General features: G+C 36.5%; 16 protein-coding genes. 6 read left to right on the top strand and 10 right to left on the bottom strand.

The genetic code is table 11. From position 1 onward, the window contains the following. The 7 genes from H592_RS23965 to H592_RS0110480 all read right to left on the bottom strand — a co-directional run. Positions 1 to 254: IS1 family transposase (locus tag H592_RS23965; protein WP_169727649.1), on the bottom strand; the 254-nt coding region annotated here is incomplete at its 3' end. A 345-nt stretch (positions 255 to 599) separates the two neighbouring features. Then, the gene (locus H592_RS0110505; RefSeq protein WP_028868742.1) at positions 600 to 965 is read right to left on the bottom strand and encodes a Na+/H+ antiporter subunit G; all 366 of its coding nucleotides are present in this window, start codon (positions 963 to 965) and stop codon (positions 600 to 602) included. Positions 966 to 974: 9 nt separating this feature from the next. Then, positions 975 to 1244 carry a K+/H+ antiporter subunit F gene (locus tag H592_RS0110500; protein ID WP_028868741.1) on the bottom strand — a complete coding sequence of 90 codons (270 nt, stop codon included), beginning with the start codon at positions 1242 to 1244 and terminating at the stop codon, positions 975 to 977. Next, on the bottom strand, positions 1238 to 1738 hold the full coding sequence (locus tag H592_RS0110495) for a Na+/H+ antiporter subunit E (RefSeq protein ID WP_028868740.1): 501 nt from the start codon (positions 1736 to 1738) through the stop codon (positions 1238 to 1240). Before H592_RS0110495 ends, H592_RS0110500 begins: the two co-directional genes overlap by 7 nt. Beyond that, a complete protein-coding gene (locus H592_RS0110490; RefSeq protein WP_028868739.1) occupies positions 1738 to 3249 on the bottom strand; it encodes a monovalent cation/H+ antiporter subunit D in 1512 nt (503 codons plus the stop codon). Before H592_RS0110490 ends, H592_RS0110495 begins: the two co-directional genes overlap by 1 nt. Then, positions 3249 to 3599 carry a Na+/H+ antiporter subunit C gene (locus H592_RS0110485; RefSeq protein WP_028868738.1) on the bottom strand — a complete coding sequence of 117 codons (351 nt, stop codon included), beginning with the start codon at positions 3597 to 3599 and terminating at the stop codon, positions 3249 to 3251. Before H592_RS0110485 ends, H592_RS0110490 begins: the two co-directional genes overlap by 1 nt. Further along, a complete protein-coding gene (locus H592_RS0110480; protein ID WP_028868737.1) occupies positions 3599 to 6394 on the bottom strand; it encodes a monovalent cation/H+ antiporter subunit A in 2796 nt (931 codons plus the stop codon). Before H592_RS0110480 ends, H592_RS0110485 begins: the two co-directional genes overlap by 1 nt. Positions 6395 to 6795: 401 nt before the next feature. Here H592_RS0110480 and H592_RS24895 point away from each other — a divergent pair, with 401 nt between their 5' ends. Continuing rightward, on the top strand, positions 6796 to 6897 hold the full coding sequence (locus H592_RS24895; protein WP_156916106.1) for a helix-turn-helix domain-containing protein: 102 nt from the start codon (positions 6796 to 6798) through the stop codon (positions 6895 to 6897). A gap of 667 nt (positions 6898 to 7564) precedes the next feature. Here H592_RS24895 and H592_RS24795 read toward each other — a convergent pair. The 3 genes from H592_RS24795 to H592_RS0110465 all read right to left on the bottom strand — a co-directional run bounded on the left by H592_RS24795 (position 7565) and on the right by H592_RS0110465 (position 9956). After that, on the bottom strand, positions 7565 to 7870 hold the full coding sequence (locus tag H592_RS24795) for a HipA domain-containing protein (RefSeq protein ID WP_425414386.1): 306 nt from the start codon (positions 7868 to 7870) through the stop codon (positions 7565 to 7567). 130 nt (positions 7871 to 8000) lie between these two features. Next, positions 8001 to 8426 (bottom strand): HipA N-terminal domain-containing protein, encoded by a 426-nt coding sequence (locus H592_RS24790; protein WP_281170613.1) that lies wholly within the window; start codon positions 8424 to 8426, stop codon positions 8001 to 8003. A gap of 324 nt (positions 8427 to 8750) precedes the next feature. Further along, positions 8751 to 9956, bottom strand: a complete 1206-nt coding sequence (locus tag H592_RS0110465; protein ID WP_028868735.1) for an ROK family protein — start codon at positions 9954 to 9956, stop codon at positions 8751 to 8753. 236 nt (positions 9957 to 10192) lie between these two features. On the opposite strand from H592_RS0110465, the gene H592_RS0110460 reads away from it, so the two are divergent. From H592_RS0110460 to alsC, 5 genes are all read left to right on the top strand, one after another. Continuing rightward, a complete protein-coding gene (locus H592_RS0110460; protein ID WP_028868734.1) occupies positions 10193 to 11182 on the top strand; it encodes an ROK family protein in 990 nt (329 codons plus the stop codon). Beyond that, the gene (locus H592_RS0110455; RefSeq protein WP_037071578.1) at positions 11179 to 11826 is read left to right on the top strand and encodes a D-sedoheptulose-7-phosphate isomerase; all 648 of its coding nucleotides are present in this window, start codon (positions 11179 to 11181) and stop codon (positions 11824 to 11826) included. The genes H592_RS0110460 and H592_RS0110455 overlap by 4 nt, the downstream gene beginning before the upstream one ends. Positions 11827 to 11843: 17 nt before the next feature. Continuing rightward, entirely contained in the window at positions 11844 to 12818 is a 975-nt protein-coding gene (alsB, locus tag H592_RS0110450; protein WP_211235654.1) for a D-allose transporter substrate-binding protein, read from the top strand. A gap of 223 nt (positions 12819 to 13041) precedes the next feature. After that, a complete protein-coding gene (locus tag H592_RS0110445) occupies positions 13042 to 14550 on the top strand; it encodes a sugar ABC transporter ATP-binding protein (RefSeq protein WP_028868731.1) in 1509 nt (502 codons plus the stop codon). A gap of 38 nt (positions 14551 to 14588) precedes the next feature. After that, positions 14589 to 15581, top strand: coding sequence for a D-allose ABC transporter permease (alsC, locus tag H592_RS0110440; RefSeq protein WP_028868730.1), 993 nt, complete (start codon positions 14589 to 14591; stop codon positions 15579 to 15581). Positions 15582 to 15898: the final 317 nt, after the last annotated feature.

Genomic DNA, 15898 nt, shown 5'->3' with positions numbered 1-15898 from the left:
TTAAAGGTCTTAGCACAATGATTACATCGATATCTTTGTGTTTCTCCTGACTTCCCCCATTTTCTTAAATGCGTTGAAGTGCAATGAGGGCAAGAAGAAGAGGTATCAAAAATAGGTTGAAATAGTTCATTGGTGGGTAATTCGACTTGAGATTCTCGAATTGATTGATGAACTACCTCTCTTTGCGCTGGTGTCATGGATATAAGTGCTGCAGTTATTTGGTTAAGGTTTTGAACGAACGATTTAGTATTCATAGTCTTTACCTTTAATACGTTATGATCACTTATAAGTATAGACAACAATTAACAGGAACAGAGCCTATTATTTAGTGTAAGGGTATCTGAAATTCCAAAACCAAGACCTAAAGAAAAAGAGGATTTTTATCCCTATAAAGCCTTTTATGCTTACTGGTTAAAAACCTTTTCTCCAAGTTTGTAGTAGCAACCAATAACGTTACCGCGATAAGCTAAGGACTGAATAAAGCATTTCGATTGGTAGCGGGTTATATAAAGTAATATCCTATTGAGGGGATAGACTTAACAATATCCCTTTAAAGGATATGTAAGTCACTATCCTTATTTACTGCCAGCAAGAACGAGTTACTTGTCATCAGGGTGTTGTTGTAAATAGGCTTTTTTAGCCAAATGTTGGTTTTGGGTACTATCAGCCATTTTCACTTTATAGTGTAAGCCTGCTTTCCCTAGCATATGTGCAGCAACGGGTGCGGTGATCAGCAAAAACATGCTAATTAATGCTTCTTTTAAGTTCACGTGGCCAAGTTGAACGCTGAAAAAAATCATTGAAGCGAGCAAAATACAGGCAACGCCTAGCGTACTAGCTTTAGTTGGAGCGTGTAAGCGAGTAAAATAATCCGGGAGTTTTGCTAAACCAATAGAGCCAATTAGCATAACAAAAGCACCAAACACTAATAAAAAACTCACTACCACTTCTAAAAATACAGTCATCTCTCTTCCTTATTCGATAATATCGCCACGTAATAAGTACTTACAAAAAGCTGAAGTACTTACAAAGCCAAGCAGAGCAATCAATAATGCACTTTCATAATAAATGGCAGAGCCTTGGTGAAGCCCTAACAATATGATCAATGCAATGCTATTAATGTACATAGTATCAACGGCAATAATTCTGTCTGGTGTAGTGGGGCCGATGATTAAACGCCAAGCATTTAACGCTAAAGCACAACAAATCAACGCACAAGCAATCAATATAGCGTAACTTAACATCCGAAAATCTCCTTTAAAGGGGCTTCATAACGATCTTTGATAAGGTTAATTAATTGTTGTTCATCCTCTAGATGCAGCACATGTACATATAACCATTTTCTGTCCTCTGATAATTCCACACTCACAGTACCTGGTGTTAATGACACGCTACTTGTAAAAATAGCCAGTGGCACAGGCTCTTTAATGTCTAAAGGCACCGCAATGAAGGCGGGCTTTAAACTGCGATTGCTTTGCAATACACGCTTCGCTACGTCGTAATTAGAGGCAACAATGTCAATTAACAAACGAAATGTATAGATCACCGCCTTGATAGTTTTTTTTGCTACCGCTTCTTTCTCACTGAGAGGTGCGACAATCCAAGGAATAACAATCGCAAACATCGCCCCTAACACCATATGACCACGACTAAAATCATGTAAAATTTGCCACACTAGCCATAATAATATGCTGTGGTAGGGTGTGGGAAACCAAACAAATTTACGTACTTTATTCATTATTTAGCGACCTCATTAAGTTGTTGCAAACTTAAACCAGCTTTAAGTTGCTCTGCAGCCAATTGTGTATAGTCACTTACTGTTCCGCCAAAAATAACCATCAAAGGAAGTATCACGACCAATAAGCCAATCGCCAGGTACTGAAGTGGATGGCCTTTTAGTGTGCTGGTGTTTTCACCATTGGTTCGCCAAAACAATGAGGTACCGGCACGTGATAAGGCAATTAAAGCAATTAGCCCTCCGCCTAATACGATTGGGAAAACCCACATTGCTTCACTTGCTTTGGTGATTGATTGTAAAATCAATGCTTTACCAACAAATCCTGACAATGGTGGCATACCAATTAACCCTATTGCTAATAACACAAAGATAAAGCCCAAAATGCCCGCTTGAGGCATTGCTCTAGCGGTAACAAAACGGTCTTCTGCTTGACCACGAAGTTGTTGAATTAACCCTGCGAGCAAAAACATAGCAGCACAGGCGACGGTACTATGTAGTAAGTAATAAATCCCTGCTGAAGTAGCTTGTACCGTATTCAAACTAATAGTCACCAATAACGTACCGACGGATACAATCACCAAGTTACTACAAAGCACCCGCAAACTTTTACTCGCAAGTACCGCAATAGCGCCAGCAATAATAGTTAATAAAGCTATCGGCCATAACCATGGCAAAGCGATATTCGCCAGTTCACCGGCTTGGTCACCAAACATCACACCATGTACCCGCCAAATACTATAGATACCCACTTTAGTCATAATGGCAAATAATGCGGCCACTGAAGTACTGGTCGCCGAGTAAGCTTTGGGTAGCCAAAAATGTAAAGGAAGCATCGCCGCTTTTAAACCAAAAACAGCTAATAACAATAAGGCCCCTGACTTGGCGATCAGTAATTCATTATTGGAGAGCAGTGGGATCCTATCGGCCATATCAGCAAAGTTAAGGGTGCCTAAAGTGCCGTATAAAGTGCCTAATGCAAACAAAAATAACGATGAACCAATTAAATTAAGGAATACATAATGGATGTTTGCCTGTATCCGTTGTTTTCCTCCTCCGTGGATCATCAGAGAGTATGAGGCGATTAGCAATACTTCGAAAAACACAAATAAATTAAACACATCGCCGGTTAAAAATGCACCGTTAATGCCCATTAATTGGAACATAATAAGAGGGTGGAAAAAGGCGCCTGTTTTATCTTCTCCTGCACTCGCATAGAGTATTACCGCTAAGCCTAAAATAGCACTTAAACAAACCATTAATACAGAAAATAGATCCGCGACTAATACAATGCCAAAAGGAGCGGACCAATCGCCAAGTGCATACACTTGAATACCTTGTGCCTCAACCTTGAATAGCAGCGAAAAGGCAACCACGACCATCAAAATATTAGCAGAGATGCTCACTACACGTTGTTTGCTTAAGGAGTTACTTAAGCTTGGAAAAAGCAAAGCAACAGCCACAAAAAAAGGAATTAATACTGGGAAGATAACTAAATGGTCAAACAAACTCATTAGGATTTTTCCTCAGCTAAAGGATCGAAAGGTTCTATTCCATCTACGTGATCACTACCTAAGTCTGCACGTCCTCGCATTGCTAGAATCACAGCAAAAGCGGTCATAGCAAATCCAATAACGATCGCAGTCAGTACTAACGCCTGCGGTAGTGGATCTGCGTAATTTTCACTGCTACTCAGTACCGTAGGAGCACCGATGGTTAATCCACCACTGGCAAATAGAAATAAGTTAACAGCGTAAGACAATAAAGTAAGCCCAATAACTAACGTAAAGGTATGGCCACGTAGCATTAAAAATATGCCACAGGCACTCATGAAGCCGACACAAACTGCGTAGACTAGTTCCATTATCTTTCTCCTACTGTGAGTCGTTCTGTAGTCGTTAACTTGCCTAAGCTCGCTAATATAAGCAATGTCGCACCGATCACGGTAAAGTAAACCCCGATGTCAAATAGCAATGCACTAGCAAGTTCAAATTTACCTATCCAAGGTAACGAAACATATTCAAACCAAGAGGTTAAAAACGGTCGATCAAAAATCCAACTACCTAAGCCTGTTAATCCGGCGATCGATAATCCAATCGCGATCATATAGTGGTAACTCAAACTCACCCTTTTAGCCATCCAATCAACGCCATGTGCAAGGTATTGTTGAATTAACGCAATAGAAGTAATCAAACCGGCAATAAAGCCTCCGCCTGGTAAGTTGTGTCCACGCATAAAGATATAAGCAGAGATGAGCAGGAATAGAGGCAATAAGCTTTGTGAAACCACCATTAATAACACCGGATACTTCTCTTTCGCCCATAGGCGGCCATCGTAATCTTTAGTGCGCATTGATAAACGCATGCGAGCAATTAACTTATGAATACCTAATGCAGCAATTCCGAGCACCGTAATCTCACCAAAGGTATCAAAGCCACGGAAATCGACCAGAATAACATTTACCACATTGGTTCCGCCCCCGCCTGTTTTTGCATTGGCTAAGAAAAATGCAGAAATACTATCCAAAGGATGGGTCATTAAAGCAAAACAAATACTACCAATAATACAGCCTATGAATGCCGCAACGGTCAAGTCGCGTACAAAATGGCTAGGGCGACTTTTACTGGTTGGGGTTTGCTGAGGGAAGAAATAAAGCGCCAGCAATAACAAAATCACCGTTACAATTTCTACTGAGAGCTGAGTAAGCGCTAAGTCAGGTGCCGAGAAGTAAGCGAAGGTTATCGATACGACTAAACCGACTAGCGACAACATTAATAATGCAATGAGACGGTAATGACTCCAAATCATGGTGGCAAGTGAACCTGCAATAATCAAAATAGCAGCAACAAGCACAGCACCATTGATAGGCGTACCAGGCAAACTTCCTCTGGTTGTATCTAGGTCAAACAAAGGTGGTGCGATGAGCAATAAAGCGAAGAAACAGAGACAAAAAGCATAACGTTGTAAAGAGCCGTTCTCCAATGTCATGGTTATTTTTTGTGCCCACCTTACACAGGCCTGAATACAACCTTCAAAGACCAATTTTGCGTCAATATCCGGAAACATCCCTGCAAATTTGAATAGATGTTTGCGGTTCAAATAAATAGCCACACCACCCATCGTTGCCATTCCACTCATTAATAACGGCAGGTTAAATCCATGCCATATGGATAAGCTATATTCAGGTAAGGCATGGTTAAGTACCGCCAATGAAGTACTTTGTAGCAATGGACCAATCGTGTAGTTAGGAAAAATACCCACCAACAAACAAATCGCCACCAATATTTCCACGGGAACACGCATATAACGTGGTGGCTCATGTGGGGTTTTAGTTAAACCTTTCGGCTCACCATTAAAGAACACATCATGAATAAAACGCAGTGAATAAGCGACAGAAAAGGCCGCAGCAATAGTCGCTAATACAGGAATTAACCAAGACATAGCACCTAAAATGCTTTGCTCTAAGGTTTCAGTAAAAAACATTTCTTTAGATAAAAACCCATTAAGCAGAGGCACCCCTGCCATCGATGCAGAGGCCACCATCGCTAACGTGGCAGTGATAGGCATGTATTTCCATAGCCCATTAATTTTACGCATGTCTCGCGAACCAGATTCATGGTCAATAATACCTGCAGCCATAAATAATGACGCTTTAAAAACGGCATGATTCATGATGTGAAATATTGCAGCAATCGCAGCTAACTCAGTATTTAAACCGAGCAACAATACAATTAAACCAAGGTGACTGATGGTCGAGTAAGCTAATAGCCCTTTTAAATCATGTTTAAATAATGCAGTGTAAGCGCCCAATAACATAGTCAATAAACCGGTTAATGACACCACCACAAACCACATTTCTGTGCCTGCTAATACTGGGTAAAAACGCGCTAATAAGAAAATACCTGCTTTTACCATAGTAGCTGAGTGTAAGTAAGCACTTACCGGCGTAGGCGCTGCCATTGCGTGAGGCAACCAAAAATGGAATGGGAATTGAGCAGACTTAGTAAATGCACCAATTAAAAATAGGCTTAAAATAGCTAAATAATAAGGACTTTGTTTTACCAACTCGCCACTATTGAGGACGACGTCTAATTCGTAACTGCCAACGACTTGAGCTAATAAAATGATCCCTGCCAATAACGCTAAACCACCAGCACCAGTGATAGTAAGCGCCATTCTAGCACCTTTACGTGCATCACTATTGTGTGACCAAAAACCGATTAGCAAGAACGAACTAATACTGGTTAACTCCCAATAAAACCAGAGTTGTAGCATATTATTTGACATCACAATGCCGAGCATGGCCGTCATAAACATAATCAAATAACAGTAAAAACGTCCCATATGGTCTTTTTCAGATAAATAGTAACGCGCATATAAAATAACCAGTAGACCAATTCCCAAAATCAATATACTAAATAATGCAGCTAAACCATCGAGCCGAAATGATAATGATAAACCTAATTGGGGGATCCACTCAACGCTCTTGCTAAAAGACTCCCCAGCCAATACCGCTGGCAAATCAAGAAAAATCAAGCAAAGCGCTAGCGCTGGTAGCAACGCGGTTGCCAGCGTACAGGCACTACGATTAAGTTTATTGGCGAGTAAGGGAACTATAATCCCGAACATGGGTAAAAATGGCACCCAGAAATAATGCATTTAAGCGAAGCTCCGTTAGCTAAGTGGTTGGTATTCACGAACCACGATAGTGATTAATTGAATAAAAATCAACGTCTTATTATGTCATACTTTACTAAATTACTGATTATAAATCATTTCTATTTTCACACTTAAATGACAATTCAAATAATGTTTTTTTACTTCCGTTATTTTTTCGCTTTCACTGATGCTGGCTATGCCCTGATAAAATGCAATAAAGTGTATTTATTACTAAGGCCATTAAGGTAGAACAGCATTGTTTGAATTGTCGTTAAAGAATAAGTGGAATTGTTGTTAAAGTTAACAAGCCCTCGTTCTCAGACTTTAGTTTTTAGTCTTTGAAAACACATTATTATTAAATGTTTATTTAATAATAATGTTCTTAACTAGCTTACCATTCAATTAAATATACCAATAATAGTATTAATTTTGAAACACTGCCGTTGTTATGTAAAAATTTGAATTGTACTGTGGGAGAATTGCTTGAAGCGTATAGCACATAAAAGAAATAGCACTTCTAGAGGGTAAAATGGAATGGTTCTACAAGTAGGCGATTTTTGCACCTTCAACTACAGCCCTCCTAGTATCTTTTTCAAATGGTAGAAACAAAAAAACCAAGCACAAGGCTTGGTTTTAAAGTTACTTTCTATAACGAAAGTTGGAGCGGGCAGCGGGAATCGAACCCGCATTATCAGCTTGGAAGGCTTAATGGGAAATATTTACAAACTATTGAAATAAAACAAAATACTTTAAAAACAAATAGTTGAATGTTATTTAACAATACCGTTTAAGCCCAATTTAGATCAAACAAAACCGTCCAATTAATTTTTTGGCCACCATTTAGCCACATCAATAACGACCGTTTAAATTCTAAAACAACAAAATCACTGAGCTTTACTGTTGAAAAAATTCAACAAATTTATATTTTTCATACGTTGATAAGCTATCTAAATTAGAAAATTTTTTAACTACCAGACCTTACTTTCTAAAATAAAACATAACTCAATTCAATCGCAACAAACAAAGAAACCATTCAAACAGTCAGCAAAATAAGATGACATCATTATACGATTAAATTTTATCCAGAATTTTCATCGAATTTTCAAAAATTGGTTCTGATACATGTTTGGGAAAATCTTCAGGGAGCTTTTTTTTAAGTCGAAATATAGCTTATGGCAGCTGCTCCTTTAAATTAATCAAGATATCTTTCATCTTAGTTTGGTCAAAATTTATTGCTTTAGCAGTATCAAGAAAATGACGAGGTAAAATTTTATTTATTTCATATTTCTTACCTTTTGTTGCTTTCAAGCACATTGCAAGTTTTAACTTTCTTATGTTTAGCCCTCGTCCTGCGAGAACAGGGTAAGCAGACAATATGTCATAAAATGGAGTTAGTTTATAACTTCCACCCTTCCCTATAAAAATAGAAAAATTTTTAGCATAGCCATCCGTAGCACCTATGACCCATTGAAACACTTGAAACCTCATAAAGTTATATTGATCTTCAAGTGCATTACTAGACCCCCATTAATAATTTCATTATTTCAGCTATTCCAGGCCCTCCATCAGATTTATATTTAATCGATGAGGGTTTTCCAAATACTTGTCAAATATCTTCTTGGGGTAGACGTAATAATTTTGTTCTATCTCTATTCCAGAGTCGATCAAAACGTTCAACGGCGAGTGCCTTGATATATTTAGTTTTTATTATCTCGAGATTTGGTACTTTAAAACCAAGCTCTCTAGCAAGTTCAATACAAAGATATTCGTCAGCCTCAAGTTTTTGCTCTTTTAATATTTCATAGTTGAGAGGCTCTTTTTCATAAGGCTGCTCTGGTGGTAGCATCATTATTGCCCCAACACTGTCTTTACCTACTTGCTTGAGCAAATCGAAAGGCAGCTTAGATACAACTTTATATCTTGTAACAATTCTGTCTCTGACCTGACCATTGTCAGGTAAAAGATTATCAAAATAGTTAATAACTGCATCTGAGTGAATAGCAGGTAATTGCAACTTTAATGATAATGACAATGGTCTAGCCGGTATTGTCAACTTATGTGACCCTGTAAATAATTCTGTGGACTCCCCCTTCTGAGGCTGACCTTAAAATAACCGCAATATCAGATCTACTTTTTTCTTCTAATAAGTGCGAGACAGCTAGTAATTTTAATCGTTGTCTCACATTAGTTCACACATTAATTAATTCAGCAAAAGGGTGGATCATATTAGCACCTTACTAGGAAGCTTCATTAACCATTAAAACGAGGATTGATGGAATTATAAATTTTAGTAGCAACCTCATTGAATTTACTTCGCTAAAAAAGCAGAGGTTGCTATGGACTGATGAGATGCTGCTTAGTTTAGTGTTAGCACACCATTAAAGATATTTTCACTGACTATCGATATAGCACCGATAATAGGGGCTTCAGACCCAAAGTAAGAATAACTAATTTTAATGTTTTTATGTTTGGATATCCCAGGGAAAGTAGATAATTTATTATATAAATATTTTTCAATAAAATTCCCTTCAATTAACTTGTCATAACCAATAATAATGAAATCACAATCAATGAGAGATAAAGTATTAATAATTGAACAACTCAAATGATCACAGAATTCACTTAAAATAGTAATGGCTAGAGGGTCATTTTGATGAGTAGCATTTATTATATCCGATAACGTGATGTCATTTTGACTTGCTAAAAGAGACGTTGGGTTAGTGGGCAATTTTTTGACGATAGAGGCCCTCATATTGCTTATATTAGTATAATAATCTAAGCAACCTTTATTTCCACAACTGCAATCAGGACCATTAAAGTTGATAGAAGTATGACCAATTTCCCCCCCTTGCCCTGTATTTCCTGTTTGTACTTTATTATTTAAAACTAAGCCCGCACCGATACCATTCATGAGGTGGACATAAACATAATTATCAATATCACGACCTATTCCATATAGTTTTTCAGCTAGAGCTGCTGCATTAGCATCATTAATAAGGAAAACGGGTAAAGAAGTAAAGGTTGTCAACGCTTCCCTGATATTGAGGTTTTTTATACGACCAAATTCTGGTGGAGATAAAATAATTCCTTCTTTTTCATTTAATGGACCGATTGAAGAGACGCCAATCCCGACAATTTTTCTAGTTACGTTTTTAACTGCTAAATTATACTCCTGAAAAATAAGTGTAGTTAGATTGTCGTTATTGAAATCATAAGGATACGAAACTTTATTTTTGTAAATTAAACAGCCAGACAAATCGGCTACAACTGTAGTTAGCAGATCTCGACGAATCGATATACCACACACGACAGGAGACGAGGAAGAAAGCTGTAAGTTAATAGGTTTACGTCCAGTAGAATATGATTTTGAAGGAATGCGTGATTCAGTAATTAGCCCGTCGTTTATCATTTCTTGAGCTAAATTGGATAATGTCATTTTGGTTAATCTGAGATAAATCGACAGTTCAGATCGTGACATCATACTTTTTGTGGCTAGTGACTTAAGAATTGAAAGTTTATTTCGTTGCTTAATATCATTGCTATTTAAACCTTTTTTATTCATTTACCTATCTTATTGATTATTTTATTAACTAATAATTAATTTATTTATTGTGTGATTACTAACATTAGTTATTTTCATTGCCAGTTATCTCTTTATTCTTATCTATTAACCTCACTATTTATGAACATTATCACAATATGATAAATTGTTCACCGAGCAGTTAGTAAAATGAATTTACTAACTTTCAAGAGGGGAGTATAAATATAAATAGTTATCCATTAATAAGTGTAATTTACATGAAAAAATATTTAATTGGTGTAGACATTGGCGGAACAAAATGTGCCATATCACTCGGTTCCACATCAGGTAATAATATCGATATTTTAGATAAGCAATCATTTTCTACAGGTGATAGCCGTGATGTAGATAAAATTATAAATAGACTCCTTAAAACTATTGAATCAATAATTCAAGATAATAAGCTAGATTCAAACCAGATCCGTGGCATTGGAATTAGCTGTGGTGGTCCATTAAATACTGAGAAAGGAATTATTTTATCACCACCTAATTTAGTTGGTTGGGATGAAGTTTCTATCGTAAATATTTTTACTCAACACTTTAATTTACCAGTGAAATTACAAAATGATGCTAATGCCTGTACTTTGGCTGAATGGTATTTCGGAGCAGCCCGGGGGTATAACAATGTTATTTTTCTGACCTTTGGTACTGGATTAGGTGCTGGTTTAATTCTTAATGGTCAACTTTATACAGGGGCCAATGATATGGCTGGTGAGGTGGGTCATATTCGCCTGTCAGAGCATGGGCCTGTTGGTTATGGGAAAATGGGATCATTCGAAGGTTTTTGTAGTGGAGGCGGTATAGCACAACTTGGAAAAACAAAAATTCTTGAACAATTTCAAATGGGTAACTACGTTTCATTTTGTGAAAACAAATCTAATATCGATCATATCGATGCAAAGGCTATTGCAATAGCGGCTAAAAATGGTGATCCACTGGCAATTAACATTCTTAATATGAGTGGTACGGCATTAGGTAAAGGTCTTTCTATTATTATTGATATATTGAACCCTGAAATTATTATCATTGGTGGCATATTCACCCATTGTAAAGATTTTTTATGGCCTTCTGCAGATATCGTTATGCAGCAAGAATGTCTGCCATATTCTCGAAATGTATGTTCAGTCGTCAGTTCAACATTGTCAGAACAAGTTGGTGATTATGCGGCACTAGCGGTAGCCATTTCTAATGAAGAAGTTGAATTATGAAATATGAAACGAAAATTATTTTAGAAAAAACATTTATAGATCATCCGGATCTCATTCAATGTCAAAGTGATTTAATACTTGCATGGGAAATATTGATTAAGTCCTATAAAAATAATGGAAAGTTACTATTGTGTGGTAATGGCGGAAGTGCTGCAGATTGCGAGCATATTGTCGGAGAGTTAATGAAAGGTTTTGTACTTAAACGTCCAATACCCGAAGATTATAAGCAAAAAATAAAAAATAAATATCCAGAAAATGCTCAACATTTAATTGATAATTTGCAAGGTGCTCTTCCTGCAATATCCCTTGTAAGCCATGTAGCTTTGAATAGTGCTTTTAGTAATGATGTATCAGCAGATATGTGCTTTGCTCAACAAGTTTATGGTTATGGAGATACAGGAGATGTATTAATCGCATTAAGTACTTCTGGTCGCTCAATAAATGTGTGTAATGCAGGACAGGTCGCAAATATTAAGGGCATGAAAACAATAGCAATAATTGGAAGTGTTGGTGGTTATTTAGCATCATTATCTGATTGTGTAATTAAATTACCATCCACGGAAACATATAAAATACAGGAAGAAACTTTAGTTTTGTACCATTGCTTATGCGCAATGTTAGAAAGGGAAATGTTTGATAGTTAAAGACTAAAAGACATTAAATGACTGAACAATCTGAAATAAAGGATATTACCATGAATTTACGTAAACTAGTTCTACCATTAGCACTCTTAATAAGTGCAACCAATGTGGCTCATGCTGCAGACGTTGCTGTTATTCTTAAATCTCTATCCGATCCATTCTTCTTATCAATTAAAAAAGGAATAGAAGATGAATCTAAAAGACTGGATGTAAGTGTTGATTTTTTTGCTCCTGCAAGTGATGCGGATCCTCAAGGTCAATTACGTCTAGTCGAAGATGCGATTAATAAAGGTTACAAAGGTATTGCATTAGCCCCTACATCACCGGTTAGCCTTGTTCGTGCAATAGCTAAAGCTAATCAAAAAGGTATTTACGTGGTTAACGTAGATGAAAAAGTAGATATCCCTCAATTACGTTCAGTTGGAGGTAGTATTATAGGTTACACCGGTACTGATAATGTTTTACTGGGTGAAAAAGCAGGTAATTATATTGTTAAACAGCTTGGTGAAGTTGGTGGCGAAGTTGCGATAATTGAAGGTAAACCTGGTTACTTTGCAAGTGAAACAAGAACAAAAGGGGCTATGAACATATTGTCTAACGTAAAAAATATTAATGTCGTTACCAGTCAACCTGGCGATTGGGATCGCGTTAAAGCAATGGATGTTAGTGCAAATATCCTACAAAGATACCCTAACCTAAAAGCTATTTATGTCGTCAATGATGTTATGTCTCTTGGTGTGGTACAAGCGGTTAAAAATGCTAATAAGCTAGACCAAGTAATAGTAGTTGGAACAGATGCAGCACCAGAAGCACGTGTTTCTATTAAGCGTGGAGAATTAAATGCGTCTCTTGCACAAGATCCCGAAGCAATTGGAGCAAAAGGTTTAGATATGCTCGTTGATGCAATAAGAAACAAACCCAAAATGGATATAAATGCAGAACCTAAGTTCGTTCCTGTTAATACTTATGTAGTGACTCGTGATGGTAATATTTAATTAGTATTTATATCTCCTGTTAATAAAAACAATTATCAAGGCACAAAAGTAATTATCGATATAAGCACTTAATGCAGCGGAGTAATAGCGGGCAGTATTAAGTGTTTAGTTTTTAAACCAATTTTATTTTAGCTAAGTTATCTATAGCGACTGATTATTTATTGGTTAAATATTTATTTTTGTTGTTGATTACTTGAATTTTAGCTATCTACTGAGGTGTGTTATGTCTCAACTCGTTGCCGTAAAGAATATAACTAAGAAATTTGGCGCTATAACTGTGTTGAACAATATTACTTTTGAGATTTTATCTGGCGAAGTACACGTTCTACTCGGTGAAAATGGTGCAGGTAAGTCAACTTTAATGAAAATATTATCAGGTATTTATAAACCAACAGGCGGTGAAATACAACTTGGTAAAAATACTTTTAAAGAAGTTACAACCAATCAATCGCGTGATTTTGGTATTAGATTAATTTACCAAGAGTTATCAGTGATCAATAACCTTTCAATTGAAGAAAATTTATTTATTGGCAGTATCCCCACTAAAAAAATAATGGGAGTTAGTGTTGTAGACCGTAAAAAAATGGCTATTAAAGCAAAACATGCCCTCTCTTGTGTAGGCTTTAAAAAGAACCCCAAAATACTGGTTCATGAACTATCTATTTCAGAAAAACAACAAGTTGAAATTGCTAAAGCACTAATTGATGAGCCTAAAGTAATAATCATGGATGAGCCAACATCGTCGTTAAATGATGATGAGGTTTTAAATTTATTCAATATTATTAATAGTTTACGGAGTGCTGGGTTAGGTGTTGTGTATATATCTCATAAGCTAAAAGAAATTCCAATTATTGGTGATCGTGTGTCAGTCTTAAAAGATGGCCATCACGTTGGTACTTGGGATGCTAAAACAACCCCGGTTGAATTCCTTGTTAATAAAATGGTTGGCCGTGAGTTGACCCATTCCCGACCAATTGGAGATAAAGTTGACAGGTCATCAATCATCTTCGAAGTTGATAGTTTAATCTCTAAAGATAAATTTGTTAATGACGTTTCTTTCAAACTTTATAAAGGTGAAATATTAGGTTTCGCTGGTTTGGTCGGTGCAGGACGAAGCGAATTAGTTGAAACTATTTTTGGAGCTCGTCCGAAATCACAGGGTAATTTAACCTTAAGCAACAAAAAATTAGACATTAATAATCCAACCGATGCAATACGAGCTGGAATTGCTCTGGTTACTGAGGATCGTAGAGAAACAGGTTTTTTTCATAATTTTAATGTTGCTCAGAATATATCGATTTTACCGTTTATTAAATCAAGTAAATATGCTCTCTCTTTAGAATCATTAGATTTTAAAGCAGAAAATAAGATGGGAGAGGAATATAAAAACAGTTTGAATATTCGTTGTTCATCGGTGAAACAAAATATAGTCCACTTATCTGGTGGTAACCAACAAAAAGTAATCATTGCTAAATGGTTAGCTGCGGATAGTGATCTGTTTATGTTTGATGAACCAACACGTGGGATAGACGTCGGAGCAAAGTCTGAAATCTACCAAATATTAAGAGAACAGGCAGATAAAGGTCGAGGTATTATTGTGGTGTCATCTGAATTACCGGAACTTCTGTCTGTCTGTGATCGTATTGCTGTTTACCGAGGTGGTCATATCGTCGAATTTATAGAAAATAAAGATGCCACTGAAGAAAATATTCTGAAATCTGCAACAATTTAAAATTGTTGACTAGATTATTAGTCGTTATGGAGTAATTTATGGATAAGTTGATAGAAACTAAATCAGTTAGAAAAGAAACAAAACCTAAAATACAATTTGCTAGGTTGTGGCAAGAATATGGAATCGTCGGGGTATTGATCACTCTATTTATTATTTCTAGTATTCTTTCTCCTCAGTATTTTTTTACCGGTGGTAATATTACTCAAGTACTTCTACAAAGTTCGGTAATGATATTACTTGCGTGTGGAGTGTTTTTTACCATCTTAATCGCGGGTATCGATTTGTCAGTTGGTTCAATTTTAGCATTGACTGGAATGGTATCTGCACAATTAATGATGGCCGGTGTCCCATTTTGGATGGCTATCTTATTGGGTGGTATATTATTTGGTGGAGTATTAGGTTTAATTAATGGTTTTCTAGTTAATTTTACTGGGTTACATCCATTTATTATTACATTGGGAACGATTGCTATTTATCGTGGGTTCACTCTTATTATTTCCGATGCAAGATCAGTTTTTGGATTCGATCCTGAATTTGGTAATCTTATTGCTGGTACGATATTTGAAATACCTGTTCCAGTTTTTATTGCATTATTTGTAGCTGTTATTCTATCGTTCATAACTCAGCACACTAAATTAGGGCGTAATATTTATGCCATTGGCGGTAATAAAGAAGCCGCTTGGTTCTCAGGCATCAATATAAAATACCATACTCTAATTGTTTTTATGATATCAGGTATGTGTGCAGGTATAGCAGGGGTTATTACTATTGCTAGAACCGCAGCGGCTGAGCCTAATGCAGGGGTTGGGTTTGAGTTATTCGCCATTGCATCTGCTATTATTGGTGGGACAAGTTTCTTTGGTGGCCGCGGAAAAATATTTGGTGTAGTGGTTGGAGGATTAATTATTGGTGTGATTAATAATATTTTAAATTTAACTAATGTTCAAAGTTACTATCAGCAAATTGTAATGGGTTCACTGATTATTATTGCGGTAGCAATTGATAAGATTTTAAGTAAAGACAATAGTTAAAATAACCTAAGTGAAGGCACGATATGCTAGATAATTTTGGCATATAGTAGGCTGTCCGAAGTATAAAAATCTTTGAATTAAGTAATGCTGATTTTACTAAATAAATAGGCGGAGATATTTGGTAGGGCTATCGGCACTGGTTGCCTCAGAGTAATAACAATCAGTATTGTGGAAGTATTACTATTTATGTAAATAGTAATACTTGCTTTTGATGGTAGCGTACTGTCAACTTATGTGGACTCCCCCTTGTCAACAACAAAGTGAATAATCAAAGAATTTAATGCGAACTTATGTACGAGCTCTAAATAGAGTAGCGA

Source organism: Psychromonas arctica DSM 14288, assembly GCF_000482725.1.
Taxonomy (GTDB): domain Bacteria; phylum Pseudomonadota; class Gammaproteobacteria; order Enterobacterales; family Psychromonadaceae; genus Psychromonas; species Psychromonas arctica.
The sequence above is the reverse complement of the archived record's forward strand: the minus strand, read 5'-3'. Positions and strand labels throughout refer to the sequence as shown.